General features: G+C 35.5%; 20 protein-coding genes. 18 read left to right on the top strand and 2 right to left on the bottom strand.

Annotated elements, in window-relative coordinates:
• Nucleotides 1–443: 443 nt before the first annotated feature.
• Nucleotides 444–1,364 (bottom strand): nuclease-related domain-containing protein, encoded by a 921-nt coding sequence (locus FG384_RS17900; protein ID WP_240793479.1) that lies wholly within the window; start codon nt 1,362–1,364, stop codon nt 444–446.
• Nucleotides 1,365–1,498: 134 nt separating this feature from the next.
• Here FG384_RS17900 and FG384_RS17905 point away from each other — a divergent pair, with 134 nt between their 5' ends.
• From FG384_RS17905 to FG384_RS17975, 15 genes are all read left to right on the top strand, one after another.
• Nucleotides 1,499–2,074, top strand: coding sequence for a nuclear transport factor 2 family protein (locus tag FG384_RS17905; RefSeq protein WP_142644054.1), 576 nt, complete (start codon nt 1,499–1,501; stop codon nt 2,072–2,074).
• A gap of 107 nt (nt 2,075–2,181) precedes the next feature.
• Nucleotides 2,182–3,027, top strand: a complete 846-nt coding sequence (locus tag FG384_RS17910) for a DegV family protein (protein WP_142644055.1) — start codon at nt 2,182–2,184, stop codon at nt 3,025–3,027.
• Nucleotides 3,028–3,326: 299 nt separating this feature from the next.
• Nucleotides 3,327–4,379: an ATP-dependent helicase ComFA gene (locus FG384_RS17915; RefSeq protein WP_338101358.1), complete on the top strand. Its 1,053-nt coding sequence runs from the start codon at nt 3,327–3,329 to the stop codon at nt 4,377–4,379.
• Nucleotides 4,376–4,999, top strand: coding sequence for a ComF family protein (locus tag FG384_RS17920; protein WP_142644057.1), 624 nt, complete (start codon nt 4,376–4,378; stop codon nt 4,997–4,999). Before FG384_RS17915 ends, FG384_RS17920 begins: the two co-directional genes overlap by 4 nt.
• 163 nt (nt 5,000–5,162) lie before the next feature.
• A complete protein-coding gene (locus tag FG384_RS17925; RefSeq protein ID WP_142644058.1) occupies nt 5,163–5,573 on the top strand; it encodes a TIGR03826 family flagellar region protein in 411 nt (136 codons plus the stop codon).
• 296 nt (nt 5,574–5,869) lie between these two features.
• Entirely contained in the window at nt 5,870–6,133 is a 264-nt protein-coding gene (gene flgM, locus FG384_RS17930; protein ID WP_142644059.1) for a flagellar biosynthesis anti-sigma factor FlgM, read from the top strand.
• Nucleotides 6,134–6,149: 16 nt separating this feature from the next.
• Nucleotides 6,150–6,644 carry a flagellar protein FlgN gene (locus FG384_RS17935; RefSeq protein WP_142644060.1) on the top strand — a complete coding sequence of 165 codons (495 nt, stop codon included), beginning with the start codon at nt 6,150–6,152 and terminating at the stop codon, nt 6,642–6,644.
• Between the two features lie 11 nt (nt 6,645–6,655).
• Complete coding sequence (gene flgK, locus FG384_RS17940) at nt 6,656–8,173, top strand: flagellar hook-associated protein FlgK (protein WP_142644061.1); 1,518 nt, start codon at nt 6,656–6,658, stop codon at nt 8,171–8,173.
• Nucleotides 8,174–8,188: 15 nt separating this feature from the next.
• On the top strand, nt 8,189–9,106 hold the full coding sequence (gene flgL / locus FG384_RS17945; protein WP_142644062.1) for a flagellar hook-associated protein FlgL: 918 nt from the start codon (nt 8,189–8,191) through the stop codon (nt 9,104–9,106).
• A gap of 90 nt (nt 9,107–9,196) precedes the next feature.
• Nucleotides 9,197–9,751: a DUF6470 family protein gene (locus FG384_RS17950; protein WP_142644063.1), complete on the top strand. Its 555-nt coding sequence runs from the start codon at nt 9,197–9,199 to the stop codon at nt 9,749–9,751.
• Nucleotides 9,752–9,842: 91 nt separating this feature from the next.
• Nucleotides 9,843–10,292, top strand: a complete 450-nt coding sequence (gene fliW, locus FG384_RS17955; RefSeq protein ID WP_142644064.1) for a flagellar assembly protein FliW — start codon at nt 9,843–9,845, stop codon at nt 10,290–10,292.
• Between the two features lie 3 nt (nt 10,293–10,295).
• Nucleotides 10,296–10,517, top strand: coding sequence for a carbon storage regulator CsrA (csrA, locus tag FG384_RS17960; RefSeq protein WP_142644065.1), 222 nt, complete (start codon nt 10,296–10,298; stop codon nt 10,515–10,517).
• Between the two features lie 157 nt (nt 10,518–10,674).
• Nucleotides 10,675–11,493, top strand: a complete 819-nt coding sequence (hag, locus tag FG384_RS17965) for a flagellin Hag (protein ID WP_142644066.1) — start codon at nt 10,675–10,677, stop codon at nt 11,491–11,493.
• An 85-nt stretch (nt 11,494–11,578) separates the two neighbouring features.
• The gene (locus FG384_RS17970; RefSeq protein ID WP_142644067.1) at nt 11,579–12,094 is read left to right on the top strand and encodes a PHP domain-containing protein; all 516 of its coding nucleotides are present in this window, start codon (nt 11,579–11,581) and stop codon (nt 12,092–12,094) included.
• 1 nt (nt 12,095) lies between these two features.
• Nucleotides 12,096–13,784 carry a motility associated factor glycosyltransferase family protein gene (locus FG384_RS17975; RefSeq protein ID WP_166462483.1) on the top strand — a complete coding sequence of 563 codons (1,689 nt, stop codon included), beginning with the start codon at nt 12,096–12,098 and terminating at the stop codon, nt 13,782–13,784.
• 137 nt (nt 13,785–13,921) lie between these two features.
• Here the strand turns inward: FG384_RS17975 and FG384_RS17980 are convergent, their stop codons facing one another.
• Nucleotides 13,922–16,525, bottom strand: coding sequence for an IPT/TIG domain-containing protein (locus FG384_RS17980; protein ID WP_142644069.1), 2,604 nt, complete (start codon nt 16,523–16,525; stop codon nt 13,922–13,924).
• A 421-nt stretch (nt 16,526–16,946) separates the two neighbouring features.
• Between FG384_RS17980 and pseB the strand changes: the two genes are divergently transcribed.
• Genes pseB through FG384_RS17995 form a run of 3 tightly spaced genes read left to right on the top strand, consistent with a single transcriptional unit; the run spans nt 16,947 to nt 19,833 of the window.
• Entirely contained in the window at nt 16,947–17,912 is a 966-nt protein-coding gene (gene pseB, locus FG384_RS17985; RefSeq protein WP_142644089.1) for a UDP-N-acetylglucosamine 4,6-dehydratase (inverting), read from the top strand.
• A 17-nt stretch (nt 17,913–17,929) separates the two neighbouring features.
• Nucleotides 17,930–19,093, top strand: a complete 1,164-nt coding sequence (gene pseC, locus FG384_RS17990) for a UDP-4-amino-4,6-dideoxy-N-acetyl-beta-L-altrosamine transaminase (protein WP_142644070.1) — start codon at nt 17,930–17,932, stop codon at nt 19,091–19,093.
• Between the two features lie 8 nt (nt 19,094–19,101).
• Complete coding sequence (locus FG384_RS17995) at nt 19,102–19,833, top strand: cytidylyltransferase domain-containing protein (RefSeq protein ID WP_142644090.1); 732 nt, start codon at nt 19,102–19,104, stop codon at nt 19,831–19,833.
• Nucleotides 19,834–19,844 lie beyond the last annotated feature (11 nt).

Raw genomic sequence — 19,844 nt, forward strand, 5'->3', positions numbered from 1 at the left:
ATCTAGGGTAAACTTTAATTGGGTCATTATTAATCTCTCCTCATTGTTTATCGTCGTTGAAAACATTGTAACCAAGAGGGATTAATTTGACCCTTTTCCTTTTTACACAATTATATGGACTTAATCAACTGAACTTGTGATTAGCGGACATGAGTTTGCGATTCCAAGAAATCGGTCCAAAGAAAGCACCTGAATTTGCGTTTATGAAGGTTTAATTTGCGATTCGTGAAGCTGAACTTGCGATTAGCGCCACTGAGTTTGCGATTCTAAGAAATCAGTCAAAAGAGAGTACCTGAACTTGCAATTATAAAGGTTTAATTTGCGATTAGGTAAACTGAACTTGTGATTAGCGGACATGAGTTTGCGATTCCAAGAAATCGGTCCAAAGAAAGCATTGAACTACCAATTTAAAACCCCCAAAAATGAATCTACAGTCATCGATTCTATTGAGGAGAGTAATATCGCCAAGCACCTCCTTTATGAGCATGTAAATTCATATTTTTTAGCATACGTGATGCAGAGTAAATAGAGTCTAATTTGCAAAAATCACGAAACTCTTTATTTGTAATCTCATTTTTGATTAACCAGAAATACTCTTGAACAGTTTGAATGTGAGCATCCCTCGCATTCTTTTTACAGGAAGGACATGTCCATGTTTTTCCGTTTCGTTTCATTCCTAACACCCCACAATAGGGACATTCAACTCCTGCGATCAACTCAGTGGGAGATATACGGTAAAATTCACATAATGGTGGATAAGAAAAAGTGAATTGCTCTGTTAGAATCACTTGCTCAATAGTTTGCAATTGCTTAGAAGATAAGGGAGGGGAATTGGATTGATTGTACATCTGAATTACTTTTTCATTCATACTTTCTAATTGATAGAATGGGTAGTGGATAGGTTTTTTCCGAATTCTACACGATTTGGCTGTCATGATGACGGCTCCAATCACGTTCCAATTCGGTAGCTCTTTTTGAAAATATGCCTTAATAAACCGGATATGCTTCATAAGTTGGAAATATGGATTTGGTAGAGATATCTCTTCACCTTTCTTATCAATTTTATAAAATTCCTCTGAATCTGTATCAATAAATAAATCATCACTAAAATTTTTTGATTCGAGAATGATACAGCAGCGATCCGTCACAAGTAGACAATCAATTTGCACTTTCCAGTCACCTAATTCCAATCTCACATCGGAAAAAATTTTTATTTGACCTGGCAATCTGACCTCTGCCAGTTTCTTTAAAATTCGATTTTCCCCACGAGAACCAGCTTCCATTTTTCTTATTTCTTCTCTCAGGTAATGAAGGTCCTTGTGTACATCAGGTAATCTTTTCAATAAAGCATGGTGTCTTTTCACCAAAATAGTTCACCTCCAATCTCCCTTTATGATACATACATGAGACAGAATATTCTACCAAAAATTACTTGAAACCAATTAATTGAGTTTTCGTCTTAAGTATGACAAAATATCCACTAGCAGGAGGGGAACCAATGAAACTAATACATACAATAGCAATTGCATCACTCACACTACTACTAACAGCATGCGGTAGCAATAAAGATAGTAATGAGAACAACGGATCCGTAAACGACAACGCGCCATCTGATACACAATCAGTTACAGACCACGGAGCTACAGACAAATCTGAAGTAGGGTTTGAAATGGCTGGCGGAAATATTGAAGAAGCAGAGAATGTACCGGAAAAAGAAAAAACAGCAGTACTCGAAGCATTCAACGAATATATGGATGCATTCAATGAAGAGAATATTAGCCGTTACATGAGTGTCATTTCTAAAAATCCAGAAGGCTTCAACTATGACGATGAAAAAGCTGTAGTCGAAGAAACATTTAAAGAATACGATACAAAACGTACAGCGGAAAACGTCACTATTATCAAATACGAAGAAACCCATGCTCAAGTTTTTGCAAATGTACATATCGCCTTAGAGCAACCATCCACTGGTGCCAAACTTGATCGGGAAGGTCGCCAAGTAACCGTATTTGTTAAAGAAGATGGTAAATGGCTTGTTACAAGCGTCTACTTTATAGGAGATTCATCAGAATAAAATACAAGCTCCCTCGCATATATGACAAATATCATGTCGAGGGCCTTTTTATGCTTTCATTTCCCAAAACTATTCAGTAAACTAATGTTAGGAGTGTGATTATTTACATGAAAACGGTAGTAGTAACAGATAGCACCGCTTATATCCCAAAAGAAATACGTGATCGCCTTCACATCCACATGGTGCCCCTTAGCGTTGTCATTGGAAATGACACATATCGAGAAGAAATTGACATTAGCACGACTGAATTTTACGAGAAAATCCGAAATGATCGAGCCCTTCCGAAAACGTCTCAGCCGTCCCTAGGGAATTTTGTCGAGACATTTGAAGAGCTATCGAAAGAATACGATGCAGTCATTTCTATCCATCTATCGAGCGGAATTAGTGGAACACTTGCTGGTGCGAAACAAGCTGGCGAAATAGTAAACAATTTGGACGTGTACACATTTGACTCAGAAGTTTCTTGCATGGTGCAAGGCTTTTATGTCGTTCGAGCTGCTGAAATGGCTCTATCTGGTGCCCATCCAGAGGAAATTTTAATAGAACTAAACGCGATGAAACAAACGACATGTGCTTACTTCATGGTGGACAACCTGGATCATTTGCATCGCGGTGGCCGCTTAAACGGCATCGAACGTATCATTGGCTCTGTACTTCAAGTAAAGCCAATCCTCCATTTCCAAGATAAAGTCATCGTACCATTCGAAAAAGTACGCACTCGCAAAAAAGCGATGAAACGAATTGCAGACTTACTTCAAGAAGACGCTCAAAAATACGAAAAACTACAAGCGACTATCATCCACGCAAACAATGAAAACGATGCAATCGATTGGAAAAATGAATTAGAAGAAATTCTACCAAACGTTCAATTTACAATCAGCTATTTCGGACCAGTCATTGGCACGCATCTAGGTGAGGGTTCGATGGGACTTGGATGGGTGAAAATTGACTAGCCTAAAAAGTTAGGAAGATACCCATGAACAAACAACTACAACAATTTCTTACCGGCCGCATATGGCTTCGCGAACATACCCCATTCCCTCGCGAAGTCATCGATGCCCACATTGACAGTGGCCACATTCGCCTCAAACGCGGAATCGAGTCAGACAAAAGCACTTTTTTGTTTTGGAAATTAAAGAAGAACTTCTGTAACCGATGCCACAACACAAACCATTCCTTATTCTACAAATTTCACTGTGCACGTTGTAACAAAAGTTGTGTCTATTGCCGCCATTGCATTCGGATGGGGCGGGTGAGTAGTTGTTCCGAGCTTATCCTTTGGAACGGAAAGCATGCTCGCGGCGCGAACGATCATGTGTTTGACTGGAATGGCCAGCTAACTCCACTTCAGCAAAAAGCTAGTGAAGAGCTTTTAGTAAGTGTAGAAAGAAACGAATCTCACTTATTGTTTGCCGTTTGCGGAGCAGGGAAAACCGAACTATTATTTCCGTCCATATATACTTGTCTCCAAAGAGGAAAACGAGTTTGTGTAGCAGCTCCTCGAACCGATGTCATTCTAGAACTCTTCCCTAGATTCCAAAAAGTATTTCCAAAGACGACAATACATGCACTATATGGTGGAGCACGGGACCAAGAAGGTTTTGCCGATTTAGTGCTTACAACAACACACCAACTTTACCGTTTTGAAAATGCCTTTGATGTCGTATTTGTCGATGAAGCGGATGCATTCCCCTACTATGCAGATGAAACTTTGCAGCGTGCTGTTACAAAAGCTGCAAAAAAAGATGCTGCTATTCATTATGTAACAGCCACTCCTAACAAATCATTGAAAACAAAGAACCAATCCATGCTTTCAAAAAGATACCACGGACACAATTTACCAGTACCAAGATTTAGCGGTCTTTGGGGGTACGAGAAAAAATTGAAAAAAGGGAAAGTACCATATAAATTGCAGCAATGGATCGAACAGAAAACCAGAGACAAAATTCCATTTCTCGTATTCTTGCCGACTATTGAAATACTAGAAAGCTTCCCAGGTGATTTACCAAGAGTTCATGCAGAACATCCAGAGCGAAAAGAAACCGTCATGCACCTTCGTGAAAAGAAAATACCGGGACTACTCACAACAACCATATTAGAACGTGGTATTACAATAGAAAATGTCCATGTTGCAGTAGTTGGGGCGGAGCAACCAATATTTACATCTAGTGCACTTATTCAAATTAGTGGACGTGTAGGACGCTCAAGCAATTATCCAACTGGGGATATAGTCTTCTTTCACCATGGTATAACTCATGAAATGGACAGAGCGAAAGCTGCAATTGAAGGGTGGAATAAAGGATGAATTGCTTGATTTGTGGAAATCCCTTTTATTCAGCCCCTACTTGGAGAAAGCTATTTTTATATGAAGTAGATGCTTCTACATGTAATCGTTGCTATAGTAAATTTCAAAAAGCTGATACGGCAGTTGATTTTTTAGATTTCAAAGGAACCATCTATGAAGAAGCAGTTGACTCTGTCACAGCGCTCTATGCATACAATGAAGCGATGAAAAGCTATTTGCATCAATACAAATTTTTACAAGATGTTGCGTTAGCTACAGTTTTTGCTACGGATTTAAGTCAATTATTTGAGAACAAAGAAGGCATAGTAGTACCGATTCCGATGCATCTCGAAAAATTGCAAATAAGAACCTTTGCCCAAGTGGATGAACTATTAAATAGTGCAAGCATACCATTCAAGCATTTGTTAGTTAAAACTGCGACTAGTGAACAAGGAAAAAAGTCAAAAAAGGAACGATTAAAAGCAACCCCACTTTTTGAAGTGATTGGTAAAGTAGAGGAAAAGACATATATTTTGTTCGATGATATTTACACAACTGGTACAACCATCCACCATGCTGCTAAAGTTTTAAAAGATGCAGGAGCGAAAAAAGTTGAGGCAATTACTCTAATAAAAGGCTAAAAGATAGAGATTATTACTTAAATAATAGGATCATATGCCGATATAATTAGAAAAGCTAAAGGTGCTTGCTAGCAGTGAAAACGGAGCGCATAAAGAAAAGAATGACGCTTTTCAACGATGAGCTTAGTGCAGTAGCATTAAAAGAATTTAGGGGGATTCCATCATGGGAGAACTAAAAAATTGTCCGAGTTGCGGCGAGTTTTTTAACTATACAGGTATAAGAGAAGTATGTAACAATTGCGCATTAAACGAAGAAAAATTGTACGAAATCGTATATCGTTTCCTTCGAAAACGAGAAAATCGTGCTGCGACCGTAGAACGAATCGTCGAAGCAACAGGTGTGGAAGAAACACTTCTCCATAAATGGGTTAGAAAAGGACGTCTTCAACCAGCTTTATTCCCAAACCTTGGATATCCATGTGATAACTGTGGTAGCCTAACTACACAAGGCAAACTATGCAAAAATTGTACCGAAGAATTAAAATCAGGACTTCGTCAATTCGACGCTGCGCAAGAATTCCGTGAAAAAGTATCAAATCATGAAAATGGAACGTACCATACAGATCGTAAATAGTCTCAGACTGTTGACAAGCGTTTTCAAGACAGTCTGAAGTGACACCTTCGAAATTTAAATTTGTCTATAACCTAGGACTCCTAATCTATTTAGGAGTTTTTTTGGTAAGTTAATCCGTTAAGAGAGAATAAGTGGTTTATCCGAGAGAATCAAATACCTATCCGAGAGATTCCAACCGTTATCCAAGAGTAAAAAATTAAAAATTCCTAATATTTCCTGTAAATTGTACTAAACACTTAAATATTTGAACCGAAATATACAATAGACACTGGGTTAAGAAGAGAGGAGGACTTTCTATGAAAATTACAAACATAGGTTTAAGCCAAGTAAATCCATATAAACGCAACCAACAATTATCCGAAAATGCACAGAATACAAGAAAAGCTACAACAGATCAATTAGAGATTTCATCTGCTGCGAAAAGCATGCAAACAAAATCTCCTATAGAGGTTGAGCAAGCAGAGCGCATTGCAGCTATCAAAGCAGATATAGATGCAGGAACATATAAAGTAGATGCAAAAAAACTAGCATCGAACATCCTAAATTACTACCGTATGTAAAAAGGAGCTTTCACAGATGTCCATCGAAAAGATTTTGCATACTCTAACTAAACTTGAAATGCTTCACAAAAGTTTACTAGAAATTGCATACAAAAAAACAGAAGCTATTAAAATTGGGGACATGGACAGTCTAAATCAACTGCTCAAGGACGAGCAGGCGCATGTAGCAGGTATTTCACAGCTTGAGCAACAGCGTCAACTAGAGGTAACGGATTACCTTAGAGCAAAAGGAATTGCTCCTACTGACAACCCTACTGTTGCACATGTCTTAGAAAATACCAATACAGAGGAAGAAAAAGAACTGCTAGGTGTAGCAAGAAATAAACTACTGCTGACGTTAGAAACTCTTAAACATCAAAATGACCTAAACCAAAAATTGACTTTACAATCTCTGCAATTCGTCAATCTAACATTAGATATGCTAAGACCAAAGCCAGATCAAATAAATTATTCAAAAACTGAAGTAAAAGGTCCTTCAAAGGATAAAACATATTTCGATTCACAAGCATAAGGAGGCAAATCATGCGTTCAACATTTATGGGATTAGAAACAAGTAAACGTGGGATGTTTACTCAACAAACCGCTCTATATACAACAGGTCATAATATATCTAATGCAAATACATTAGGCTATTCACGTCAACGCGTTAATATGCAACCAACGCTTCCATACCCGGGAATTGGTTTAAATGCTCCAAAAATACCTGGTTTTATTGGCACTGGTGTAGAAGCTCATTCAATCCAACGAGTTCGAGATCAATTTATTGATCGTCAATTTAGACAGGAATCAAACGAGCTTGGCTATTGGGATGCCAAATCGCGTGCTATTACGCAAATGGAAGATGTTATGACAGAACCCTCTAAATTTGGGTTAAATGAATCGTTAGATTTATTTTGGAAATCACTACAAGATTTAAGTACAACTCCAGAAAATGCTGGAGCACGTAAAGTAGTTACTGAGCGTGGAGTTACTGCAGCGGAATCATTCAATTATATTTATAAACAACTTGCTGAAATACAAGGAAACTTAAAAAATGAAATTGATGTTTCTACAAAAGATGTCAATTCTATTTTAAAACAAATTGCTGCACTGAATGAAAATATTTCAAAAGTTGAACCTAATGGATATATGCCAAATGATTTATATGATGCTCGAGATACTTTAATAGATGAATTATCACAGTACTTCCCAATACAAGTAGATTATGTTAAAACAGGAGGGAATTCTTTAGCAATTGCAGAAGGGACCGTTACAATAAGTCTCAAAACAAATAGTGGGCTAATTGAACTTGTTAAAGGTAAAGAGGCATCTCAATTTGAACATAATCTTCCACCAGGAGATAACAAAGATCCTTTCCAAGGATTCACAATTAATGGAGCACCAACTAATGGTGTAACAATTGGACATGCAGATCTACAAGCTGGACAAGGGAAAATGCTCTCTATTATTAATTCATACGGATATGGTAATGCAGGCAAAGGAGATTATCCAGAAATGCTTGCCCAACTTGATAAAATGGCAAAAGAATTTGCAAATGCATTTAATGCAATACATCGTGCTGGATTTGGACTTCCTCCAGATAACTCAACAGCACTTGATTTCTTTGTAGATCCTAATGGGGGACCTATTACCGCTGGTAACATTGCTGTCAATCAAGTGATAAAAGATGATCCAAATAAAGTAGCAGCTTCTACTGAGCCTAACCAAGAGGGGAATGGTAAGAATGCAATGTTACTTGCAGGAGTAAAGACTACTTCCATAAATGGTTTAGGTAATGCGACTGTTCAATCTTTTTATCAATCATTAATCGGGAAATTAGGGGTAGATGGTGAACAAGCAAATCGTTTAGCTGAAACTTCAGGAGTAAAAATGTTAACAATTGCTAATAATCGAGCTTCAGTAAGCTCAGTTTCACTTGATGAGGAAATGACAAATATGATTACATTCCAACAAGCGTATAATGCATCTGCTCGTATGATTACAGTTGTTGATGAAACATTAGACAAAATTATCAATGGTATGGGACGAGTAGGATTATAATAGGAGGTAAATAACGTGCGTGTAACTCAATCAATGCTTTCAAGCAACATGCTTCGCAATTTATCAAGTAGCTACACTAAAATGGGAGTTCTACAAGAACAACTTAATACTGGGAAAAAAATATCGAGACCATCGCAAGACCCTGTAGTAGCTATGAAAGGGATAGGATTTCGATCAGATTTAAATAGGGTAGAACAATTTGAACGAAACTTAGGTGAAGCGAATAATTGGTTAGACTCTTCGGATGATGGACTAGACAAAGTAGGTCAAGCTTTGCACCGTGTTAGAGAGTTAATTTTAGACGCGGCAAACGATACTAAAACACCTGATGATAGGGACAAGATTGCAAAAGAAATTGATCAAATCAAATTGCAAATCCGTGATTTAGGAAATACGAAAATTGGGGACAAGTTTATATTTTCTGGTACCAAAACGCTATCTCCTTTGTATGATCCGAATGGAACTGCTCCACTTTATGATGCAAACGGCTTTTTAGATCCTACAAATCCCGGTGTTATGGAAGACGTTAATATCGAAATTAATGCTGGTGTAGAGCTGCCGGTAAATACCAATGGAATTGGAATATTTAATGAAATAGATGATATGATGAAGCAACTTCAGACCGCATTGGAAGATGAAAAAATTACTGGAGTAAAAGGTGATTATGATGCTCTGCTTGGATTAGCTGATAAGAATACTGATTTAGTACTTTCAGCTCGTTCACAGATAGGTGCTCGCCAAAATCGTGTCGAAATGATGGAAAATCGTCTGTCTTCCCAAAACATAATTGTTACTAAACAAATGTCTGAAAATGAAGATGTTGAATATGAAAAAGCAATAACAGATTTAATTACTCAAGAATCGATTCATCGTGCTGGATTAGCCGTTGGGTCTCGAATTATCCAACCGTCACTAGTTGACTTTCTGCGATAACCCAGTGGTAGTATAAGTGTTTTTCTATTATCAAAATTCAAGAAGGCGTTTGGATATAATCCAAGCGCCTTTCTTTAGAAGGTGACTTATTTGAATATCCCACAACTTCAAATTACAACAACACGTGGAATTCTTGGTCTTAGAACAACACCAGGAACACAAGAAATAGAACAACCACGTGCAATACTTTCGCAACAGCAACCTGCTGCCATTTTGGAAATCTCTACGACACAAGCCCAACTCTCACTTGATACGACCGAAGTACGTGCCGATTTAGACTTAAAAAGTGTTTTTAAACGGACGGAAGAGTTTGCTCAACTTGGGAGAGAAGGTTCATCGGAAGGTACTGGTCGTAGAGCAGCACAGGGTAGGCAACTCATGGATATTTCTAAAGGAAGAAATGTAATTAAAGAACAAGCAGTTGAAAATGGTAGTCGACCAATGAAATCTCTTGGTATTCAATTTATACCAAATCGTTTAAAACTTGAAATGTCGTTTCAGCCCGGGTCATTAGACATTAATATAGAAACAAAAAAGCCGGTTAATGATGTTACAATACAAAATCCAATTTATCATTATACTCCAAGTAAATTAACTGGTGAAATGGAACAATGGCCATCTATTCAAATCGATGTGAAATGGTAAGTTATCTTAGACTGGACTTAAAAGCCAGTCTTTTTATCTGTTTAAAAGAGTGATAGTCTACATATATAATTGTTATGAAGGAGAAGATCATATGAATATTCAAACAAAGTTCTTCGGTGAAATAGAAATACAAAATGAACAAATATGGAGTTTTCCAAAAGGACTTCCTGGATTTGAGGAAGAAAAAGAATTTGTATTACTCCCGATTACAGATAGCCCAATTTTTAGTGTGCTTCAATCTGTAAATGTTAGAGATATAGCGCTAATAGTGGCAAACCCTTATAATTTAGTAGAAGACTACTCCTATGATATTGACGAACCAACAATTGAAGTATTGGACATTAAAAATGTTGAAGAGATTTTTGTATTAGGGGTTTTATCATTAAAAGATCCATTTGAAACGTCCACTATTAATTTACAAGCCCCAATCATTTTCAACTCAAGCACTAAAAAAGCAAAGCAAATGATTATTAATGAGAATAAATTTTCTTTACGTCATGTAATTGGTTCATCTTCAAAAACTATTTTGGAGGAGGGGTAAAAAATGCTAGTTTTATCTCGAAAAACAAACGAAACGATAATAATAGGTGAAGATATAGAAATTAGAGTGTTAGAGATAAAAGGAGATAGTGTCCGTATTGGTATAGAGGCGCCTAAAACAACAGAGATTTTACGCGGGGAACTCATCCTCTCTATTACTGAAACGAATAAAGAATCGACAATTGTAGACGAGAGTTTATTTTCAAGACTAACTAAAAAAATATAACTTTTTTCAAAAATAAGCTAAACAAATAGGAACGAACTCCGATAGTAATATTGTAAGCAGTAATTAAGGAAGAACGGCCGACTCCTTAACCGCTGTAAACATAAAAAATAAGTTCACATGGATGTGAACTAAACCACACTCAAGGAGGAAATTAATAATGAGAATTAATCATAATATTGCTGCGCTTAACACGCACCGTCAACTATCTTTCAACAACGCTAACTCTTCTAAAAGTTTAGAAAAATTATCTTCAGGTCTTCGTATTAACCGTGCAGGAGATGACGCTGCTGGTCTTGCGATTTCTGAAAAAATGCGTGGACAAATTCGCGGTTTAGACATGGCTGCTAAAAACTCGCAAGATGGTATCTCTTTAATCCAAACTGCAGAAGGTGCTTTAAACGAAACTCACTCAATTCTACAACGTATGCGTGAACTAGCTGTACAATCTGCTAATGATACGAATACAGCAGAAGACCGTACTGCTATCCAAGCGGAAGTAGTTGAATTAACTAAAGAAATCGACCGTATTGCATATACAACTGAGTTTAATACACAAACTTTACTTAGCGGTGGCTTAACAGGTCTTACTTTACAAGTTGGAGCAAACTCAGGCCAAGCTATTACATTTTCTATCAATGCTATGGACTCAACAGCCCTAATAGGTGCGGCTGGTATTGATTTAGCTCAAGACCATGCTACTTCAACAGCAGCTATCACTACTATTGATGGAGCTATTAGCCTAGTTTCAGCACAACGTGCTAATCTTGGTGCGATTCAAAATCGCCTTGAGCACACAATCAATAACTTAGGTACATCTTCGGAAAACCTTACAGGTGCTGAATCACGTATCCGTGACGTTGATATGGCTAAAGAAATGATGGAATTCACGAAGAACAATATCTTAACTCAAGCTGCTCAAGCTATGCTTGCACAAGCTAACCAACAACCACAAGGTGTTCTTCAATTACTTCGTTAATTTTAGAAGATCAAAGATGGAATATTAGAGAATAAATAGATAGCCTCCATTGGCTATCTATTTTTTAAATTGGAGGTAAAAGAATTTGATTTTTGTAAATGATGTGTTAGTTTCGAAAGAAGAGAATAAAGATAAAGCTAATGAAATATTGAAATCGTACTTAACGACGGAAAAATTAATATTAGTTAATGAGCATAATGAGTTAATATCAAATGAAGAAATAGAAGAACTTTTATCGAAAAGAGCAGAAGTAGTTAAACTAGTGGCAATACGAATTTCAACATTAGTAAGAGATTTTAAGGAAGAATTACATAATTATATTTTGGAAGTGGAAGATTATATAGAAAATACTCGTGACTGTGAGGATTTTTCGGATACTTTGTCTAGCTTTATACAAGTGACGGAAGCCTTATTGCAGTTCTCGAAAGTTGAAGATTTCCTGCAAAAGGAGTTGATTAATCAACAACACCTACTAGAAATATCAGAAAAATCAATACAACAGGCGGAGGTTGGTAACAACGAGTATGTACTTGATTTAATAGAATATGAGTTACTACCGATATTGCACAATTTTTTAAATGAAACGAATGAGGAAATATAGTATGTCTTATACAATTAATTTAGAACGATCAGATTCAAATAAGAATGTATATGTGTATGAAAAGAATGAACAAAAAGTTCCTTTAAATTCCCTTTACTCTCCTGAAAAAGAAGCGGAACGTTTTCTAAAAAAAATAACTGAAATAAAAAATCATTTTGTTATTTTCATTGGGTTTGGTAATGGAGCATTGCTAGAAAAATTGATAGAGAGCAAAATATATGAACAAAATATCCATTTTTTATTTATTGAACCTTTTTCTGAAGTAGAACTTCAAAAGGAGCATATTAAAATCTTTTCATCAACAAAAAAAATATCATTCATATACGGTAAAGACTTCACCTCTATTTTATTTGCAGACTATTTATCTAAGTTAATTGGTATTTCTGTAACTATTCAGATACACCCAAACTATATTAAACTGAACGATCAGAAGATTAAAGACTGTTTAAAAGTCATTAATGAGGGAATCGAAACAAAAAAAATTTTAAATACGACCGAAATGAAGTTTGCACTAGATTGGATATTAGAGCCCTTGGCAAATATAGATTCAATAGCAAACTCAATAAATATAAGGGAACTTGAAGGAAAATTTAATGGTGAACGAGCAATGTTAGTTGCTTCTGGTCCATCATTAAAGAAACATATGAATTTTATAAAAAAGAATAAAGATTCATTTCATCTATTTTCGTTAGGCCCTTCTTTACGTCCTTTACTTCAAAATGGGATTGCACCAGATTTTGCTTTATCAATTGATTCTGGAAAAACTAATTATGAAAGTCACTTTAAAGATTTAGATTATAAAGGACCTTTAATTTATGAAACAATTTCTAATTCTAATATTCAAACTAATCATTTAGGTGATTTAATTGTTGTAAAAAGTACAGCCGATTATCTAAGTTCAAGACTCTTTAATGATCTATATACTTTTAATGCTTCCCCATCTGTCGCTATATTTACATTGCAAGTGATTGCCTATTTAGGATTTTCTGAAGTTTATTTAGTAGGCCAAGACTTAGCACTTATTGATGGAAAGTATTATGCTGAGGGTGTTAAAGATACAGAGATTTCAAAAGATATGAAGGAAGAGTTAATTGTAGAGGATAACCAAGGTGGACAGGTTGGAACGACAAAATCATTAAAAATATTTTTAGAATCGTTTGAATTACTAATAAAATCATTGCCACCAGAAATGAAAATATATAATCTCTCGGAAAATGGTGCGAAAATTAATGGAGCTGAATTTATTAGTGAAAGAAGCATTACTGAACGCGAAAAGAATAAAATTTCAATTAATACCGAAACAATCCAATCCAACGGAAATACTAAATTGTTTATCAAAAATTTCATCAAAGATATAAAGTCATTGAAAAAAGAAGTAAACCAAATATTGAGCAATTTGAATAGGCATATAAAAGTCGGTGTAATCACATCAAACGATATGGAAAAAGTGCTGAAGGATTTTAGAAGAATAGCGGCCAATGACATGCTAAATAAAGTAATATTATCGCACCTAACATTTATGTTCCATAGAATTACTAATACATTTATGATGATGGAAACTAAAAGAAAATATACTAGTAAAGATTATCTTGCTATGATAGAGGAATTAGAAACTTTATACTTACTTGTTTCAAATTATTGTGATGAACTACTAAAAGATGAAAGACTTAATGATAAGATTATTAATTAACTGAGATGTGTACTAGAAACATTTATTCTTTTGGAAAGTGTATCTAGATACATCTTTTTTTATGAAAAAATATCCCCTTGAAGTATTATTCTTCCTTACTTCAAGAGGATAATATTAATGAAGACTCATTTTAGCACTTAGTTATAAGTAAACTTTGTTGTAGCAGTTTCTCCATCAAGGTCAATTGTAATATCTACTACACCAGGAGTACTTGCTGGCATTCGGATAACAATTTTAGTTGCACTATAATAAGTGTAAGTTAGTGGTGTGCCACCAACTGTTACCTTCATTTTATTATTGAAATTGGTTCCTAAAATTGCAACAAGATACCCCCCTTTTGCAAGACCATTATCCGGAGTTAAACTAGTTATCGTTGGTTTTATACCTTCATACATATAACTATCTTGAAGTGTATATTCCTGATTATCAGGATTTACTACTTTTACAGATACAATTCCTCTAACCGTTGTAGCAGGTGTTTCCACTGTTATTTCTGTGTCAGATATCGAAATAATACGTCCCGCTTTATTGCCGAAATAAACTATTGATGATCTATTGAAATTTTGTCCAGTAATAGTTAAAATCTCTTTCCCTGTCATTGGACCTGAAGTATCTGAAAGAGATGTGATGATAGGAGCTGGATCTGGTATAGGTTCTATGAAAGTAAAGCCATTATTAAGGACCCCAAATTCTCCATCGGTGTTAACTACTTTAACATCTACTACTCCAGGTATAGTACTAATAGGAATTCTGACAGTTACTTTATTAGCTGAATAGAAAGTAAATGACGTTGCTTCTAAATCACCAAAATATACTTTAGACGTCCTTTGGAAATTTTCACCAATAACTGCAATAGTTTTAGTTGTCCCAACAAGGATAGAATCCTCAGATAATGATGTGACTACCGGTACAGGCGGTGGCGGAGGTGCTAAATATTCGTAAGCATTTGTTAATTCTGCAGTTGAATTACTAGGATTTATAACTTTAACAGTTACTAGACCAGTAGCAACTCCTTCAGGTACAACAACTCGAATTGAAGTTGATGATATATAAGAAGATACGACTGCTTCATTATCACCAAAATATACTTTTACGTTTTGATCAAAATTCTTACCTGTTAGTATAATCGTTTCACCACCAATAAGTTTCCCACTTGTAGTTGATAACGAAGTAAGTTCTACTTTAGGTGGTGGAGGAGGTGCAAGATAAGTGTATGCATCTAACTGTTCTATACTGGTATTATCCGGATTGACTACTTTAATTGATACAATCCCACTTTCAGTTGATGCAGGAACAGTTGCACGTAGTAAGCTGCTACTAGAAAAAGAAGTAACTGCAGCAACATCGTTAATATAAACTACTGCACCTTTCAAATAATTAGAGCCACTAATATTAATTTGATTTCCACCTCCCAATGGACCTTCTGCAGGAGAGATAGATGTAATCGTCGGAATTGCATAATAATTAAAGTTTCCAGTTGCGAATTGCTTATCAGTGTTCTCAACTTTTACAACTACTGGCCCTTGTACTCCAGTAGGAGTTGTAACGATTAATTCAGTTCCAGTTTCAGAAATTACTGTTGCTAATTTTGAACCAAAATAAACTTTTGCACCAGGTAGGAAGTTTTGACCTGTAATTGTTACTGTCTCCCCACCAGTTGTAAGTCCTTTATCTTCTGTAATACTTGTAATTACTGGAGCGTGATTCTTAATTTCTACAATAGGATTTATTGTATTTAAGGAATACGTAGAACCATCACCAATTTCAAATGTAGTTGTTGTTTGAGCTAATGTGTATTTCCCCGCAGTTGCGTCATCTTTAGCACGGACTTGGTAAGTGAAACTTAGCTCATCTGATTTTAGTTCTGAAATAAACCATTCGATTGTATTTCCAGTAACTGTCGGTCTAGGAATATGATTATCATAAGAGCCCGGAACTAATTCAAAACCTGGAGCAATCGTATCTGTAATTTTTACGTTATAAGCACTTGCAAGACCAATTTCTTCTACAATTCTTTTATATACATCTGAAAGTCCAATAGAACCTAAAACAAAATGATGATGTTTAGCTGAAGAAGCCATGTCCATTAATAATAGATTTGGAGCACTAGTAGTTGGATCTTCATTTGGTCCAAGTAGAGCGATGGAATAAAAAGTAATACCAGCATCTTTGGCAGCTTTAGAAGCAGCAAGCGCGTCAGGAGCACTGTTTGCAGCTCCATCTGTCATAATGATAATAGTTGGTTGAGCATCAGGTCGATGATTTGCAAGAATTTCAGTTGCTTTTCTTATAGCATCGCCAGTATTAGTTCCTCCACCTGCATTAATTGTGTCTACATAATTTTTGGCAGCTTCCTTATCAGTAGTTAAAGGTAGTGAGTAGATATTATTTTCGAAATCTACAATGCCGAGTTCATGCTTAGATAAATCCATCAAATCGATGAATTCTTTAGCGGCATCTTTTGCAGCAGTAATTCTATTATCAGTTGTCATACTACCTGACTTATCGATAATAAGAATTACATCATTTGGTTTTACAAAAGTAGTATCTTTCGGAGTACCTTTGACAGTAAGCGTAACATCAGTAGTTTCTCCTTTTACAAGGGTATTTTTACTTACTGTTTTATTAATATTCATCAGTTCGCCACTATTAACTAACGCAGCTTCTGTTGAAAGTGGTGTAGCTATGCCGATAATAAGAATAGCTATTAATGCAAATTTAATAGTTTTCAATAGTTTCATTTTTTTACCTCCTATAATTATAGTTCAATACTCTTATTTTATCGGAAGGTATAAAGTAATGTTGATAGATTTTAAATAATAATTATTTTTAGATTTTTTTCTCGAGTAAACGAGATATTATTAGATAAAGTTTTTAAAAAGAGAATATAGATTAGAATTTATTATTATTTAGAAACTGGGTAGTTTTGTCGATAATAAGTATGACGCATAGAAACATTTTAATACTTTTCAATTGTTTCATATAAATCCCTTTTTAGTAGGTAATAGTTCAGAAACATAATAATAGTTTAATAATCAGCAAGTACTGTTTGTTTTTAACCTATTGTTTAATAAAGAGAGAGTTGTGATAACATTAATCTAGTTAATATGCGATAAGAATAAATATAGATATTACATCAAGACAGGAGAATTAGAAGTGGGAATCATTACAAATAAAACAATCCTAGTTACAGGTGGAACAGGATCTTTCGGGAGAAAATTTATTTCATCAATATTACAGCAAGAAGTAAAAAAAGTAATCGTCTTCAGTCGTGATGAATTGAAACAATATGAGATGGCTCAAGAATTTACAGATTCCCGTATTCGCTTTTTTATTGGTGATGTGCGAGACAAGGATCGGTTATATCGTGCATTTGATGGGGTTGATATTGTTATTCATGCTGCTGCACTAAAACACGTAGGGGCGTGTGAATATAACCCTTTTGAAGCAGTTAAGACGAATATTCATGGGGCACAAAATATAATAGAAGCCGCTATTGATCGTGGAGTTGAGCAAGTAATAGCACTGAGCACTGACAAAGCTGCAAGTCCCCTTAATTTGTACGGTGCTACGAAATTAGCATCAGACAAGCTGTTCGTAGCTGCAAACTCTTATGTGGGAGAAAAGAAAACAAGATTTGCAGTGGTACGCTATGGAAATGTAGTTGGAAGTCGAGGAAGTGTCGTTCCTTTTTTCAAAAAGATAAAATCTACTGGCACGATTCCTATTACTGATGAGCGAATGACACGTTTCTGGATTACCTTAGAACAAGGAGTTAAATTTGTTCTAGATAGTCTTGAAAGAATGCATGGTGGAGAAATATTTATACCAAAAATACCAAGCATGAAAGTTACAGATTTGGCAAATGCTATTGCTCCTGATTGTAAAATTGAAGTTGTAGGTATTCGTCCTGGTGAGAAGCTACATGAAGCAATGATTACCGAGGATGATGCGCGACAAACACTTGAATATGATACATATTTTGTTATACAACCTGAATTTCCATGGTGGTCAGAAAAATATAGAGACGGTGGAAAGAAGCTAGTGGAAGGTTTTAAATATACAAGTGATTTAAATAATGAATGGTTATCTGTAGAGGAATTAAAATCTTTAATCGAAGAAATGTGAATGTGAGGCATCTTTCTATGAATATTAGAGAAACTTTTTTACCTTATGGAAAGCAACAATTAGATGATCAAGACATAGAAGCAGTTGTAGATGTGCTTAAAGGAAGTTTTTTAACTACTGGTCCAGCGATTGATGAATTTGAACGAAAAGTTGCAGCTTATGTAGGAGCTGAATACGCTGTTGCCTTTTCTAATGGAACAGCTGCTCTTCACGGAGCGTGTTTTGCAGCAGGGATTGGTGAGGGGGATGAAGTAATTACTACACCAATGACATTTGCTGCAAGTGCTAACTGTGTATTATATCAAAATGGAACTGTCGTTTTTGCTGACATTGACCCTCGTACATATAATATAGATCCAGAAGAAATAAGAAAAAAAATAACCATAAATACGAAAGCCATTATTCCTGTTCATTTTACTGGGCAACCAGTAGATCTGGATTCTATTCATAAAATTGCTAAGGAATATAATTTAATTGTTATTGAAGATGCAGCTCATGCTATTGGTGCTACATATAAAGGACGAAACATTGGTTCAATATCAGATATGACTATGTTTAGCTTCCATCCTGTTAAGCATGTAACAACAGGTGAGGGTGGCATGATTACAACAAACAGTAAGGAACTCTACGAGAAGCTAAAACAATTCCGTTCTCATGGAATCACCAGAAATTCAAAGCAGATGCTTGAAAATCACGGACCATGGTATTACGAAATGCAATTTCTTGGCTATAATTACCGTATGACTGATATTCAAGCGGCACTCGGATCTAGTCAGATGGACAAACTAGATACATTCATTGCAAAAAGAAAAGGATTTGTGAAAACGTACAATCAATCCTTTAACAATATGCCTGAAGTCATTGTTCCACATCAGTCTTCTGATGGGGAGTCGAGCTGGCACTTATATATTCTCAAGTTGAATTTAGACTTATTAAAAGGTACAAGGAAAAAAATCTTCGAAGCTTTACTACAGCGAAATATAGGAGTAAATGTTCATTACATTCCAATTCATCTACTTCCTTACTATCAGGAATTAGGGTATAAGAAGGGTTCTTTACAGAATGCAGAACAGTTATATGAAGAAATTATTACATTACCACTTTTTCCTGCTATGACTGTAAAAGATGTGATGGATGTGATTGAGGCTGTGAAGGTCGTAATAGAGGAGTATAGGAAATGAATGAACCCATTAAGGTAGTTGCTATTATTCAGGCTAGAATGGGTTCAACCCGTCTTCCAGGAAAAATTCTAAAAAAAGTGAAGGATAAAACATTGCTTGAAATACAACTGGAACGTCTAAATTATTCTTCTCTTATTCATCAAATTATTGTTGCAACAACAACATTAGAGCAAGATGATTTAATCGTTAATTTGTGTAACCAGTTGAATATTGATTGTTATCGTGGTTCGGAAGAAGATGTTTTGTCACGTTACTATGAAGCAGCAATGGAGTTCAATGCAAACGTAATTGTCAGACTAACATCAGATTGTCCACTTATTGATCCAACTATTGTTGATGAAGTGATTACCTCTTTTATAGAACAGCAAGATTCGATTGATTATGTTTCTAATACTCTTGTTAGAACTTATCCAAGAGGATTGGATGTAGAAGTCTTCTCTTTTGATGCATTACAGAGGGCTAATGATCAAGCAAATTTGCAACAAGATCGCGAGCATGTAACTGCTTATTTTTATTCAAATCCTGACTTATTTAGAATTGAACATATTAAGAGCAATCTGGATTATAGCAATTTTCGATGGACAGTTGATACTCCAGAGGATTTAGAATTGATCCATCGAATATTAAATGAGCTATATGATGATGACAACATATTTTATATGGGTGATGTTTTAAATTTGTTAACTGTGCATCCAAAGTGGAGAGAAATCAATGCTCATATCGAACAAAAGAAGTTATAGGTCGTGATTAA

This window comes from Psychrobacillus vulpis, from assembly GCF_006861825.1.
GTDB lineage: Bacteria > Bacillota > Bacilli > Bacillales_A > Planococcaceae > Psychrobacillus > Psychrobacillus vulpis.

Bases quoted from the DNA above. Each gene is read 5' to 3' on its own strand.
- FG384_RS17935 (WP_142644060.1), top strand. From the start codon at position 6,150: ATGTCCATCGAAAAGATTTTGCATACTCTAACTAAACTTGAAATGCTT.
- flgM (WP_142644059.1), top strand. From the start codon at position 5,870: ATGAAAATTACAAACATAGGTTTAAGCCAAGTAAATCCATATAAACGC.
- fliW (WP_142644064.1), top strand. From the start codon at position 9,843: ATGAATATTCAAACAAAGTTCTTCGGTGAAATAGAAATACAAAATGAA.
- FG384_RS17920 (WP_142644057.1), top strand. From the start codon at position 4,376: ATGAATTGCTTGATTTGTGGAAATCCCTTTTATTCAGCCCCTACTTGG.
- FG384_RS17910 (WP_142644055.1), top strand. From the start codon at position 2,182: ATGAAAACGGTAGTAGTAACAGATAGCACCGCTTATATCCCAAAAGAA.
- pseC (WP_142644070.1), top strand. From the start codon at position 17,930: ATGAATATTAGAGAAACTTTTTTACCTTATGGAAAGCAACAATTAGAT.
- FG384_RS17905 (WP_142644054.1), top strand. From the start codon at position 1,499: ATGAAACTAATACATACAATAGCAATTGCATCACTCACACTACTACTA.
- hag (WP_142644066.1), top strand. From the start codon at position 10,675: ATGAGAATTAATCATAATATTGCTGCGCTTAACACGCACCGTCAACTA.
- FG384_RS17925 (WP_142644058.1), top strand. From the start codon at position 5,163: ATGGGAGAACTAAAAAATTGTCCGAGTTGCGGCGAGTTTTTTAACTAT.
- FG384_RS17975 (WP_166462483.1), top strand. From the start codon at position 12,096: ATGTCTTATACAATTAATTTAGAACGATCAGATTCAAATAAGAATGTA.
- flgK (WP_142644061.1), top strand. From the start codon at position 6,656: ATGCGTTCAACATTTATGGGATTAGAAACAAGTAAACGTGGGATGTTT.
- FG384_RS17980 (WP_142644069.1), bottom strand. From the start codon at position 16,525: ATGAAACTATTGAAAACTATTAAATTTGCATTAATAGCTATTCTTATT.
- csrA (WP_142644065.1), top strand. From the start codon at position 10,296: ATGCTAGTTTTATCTCGAAAAACAAACGAAACGATAATAATAGGTGAA.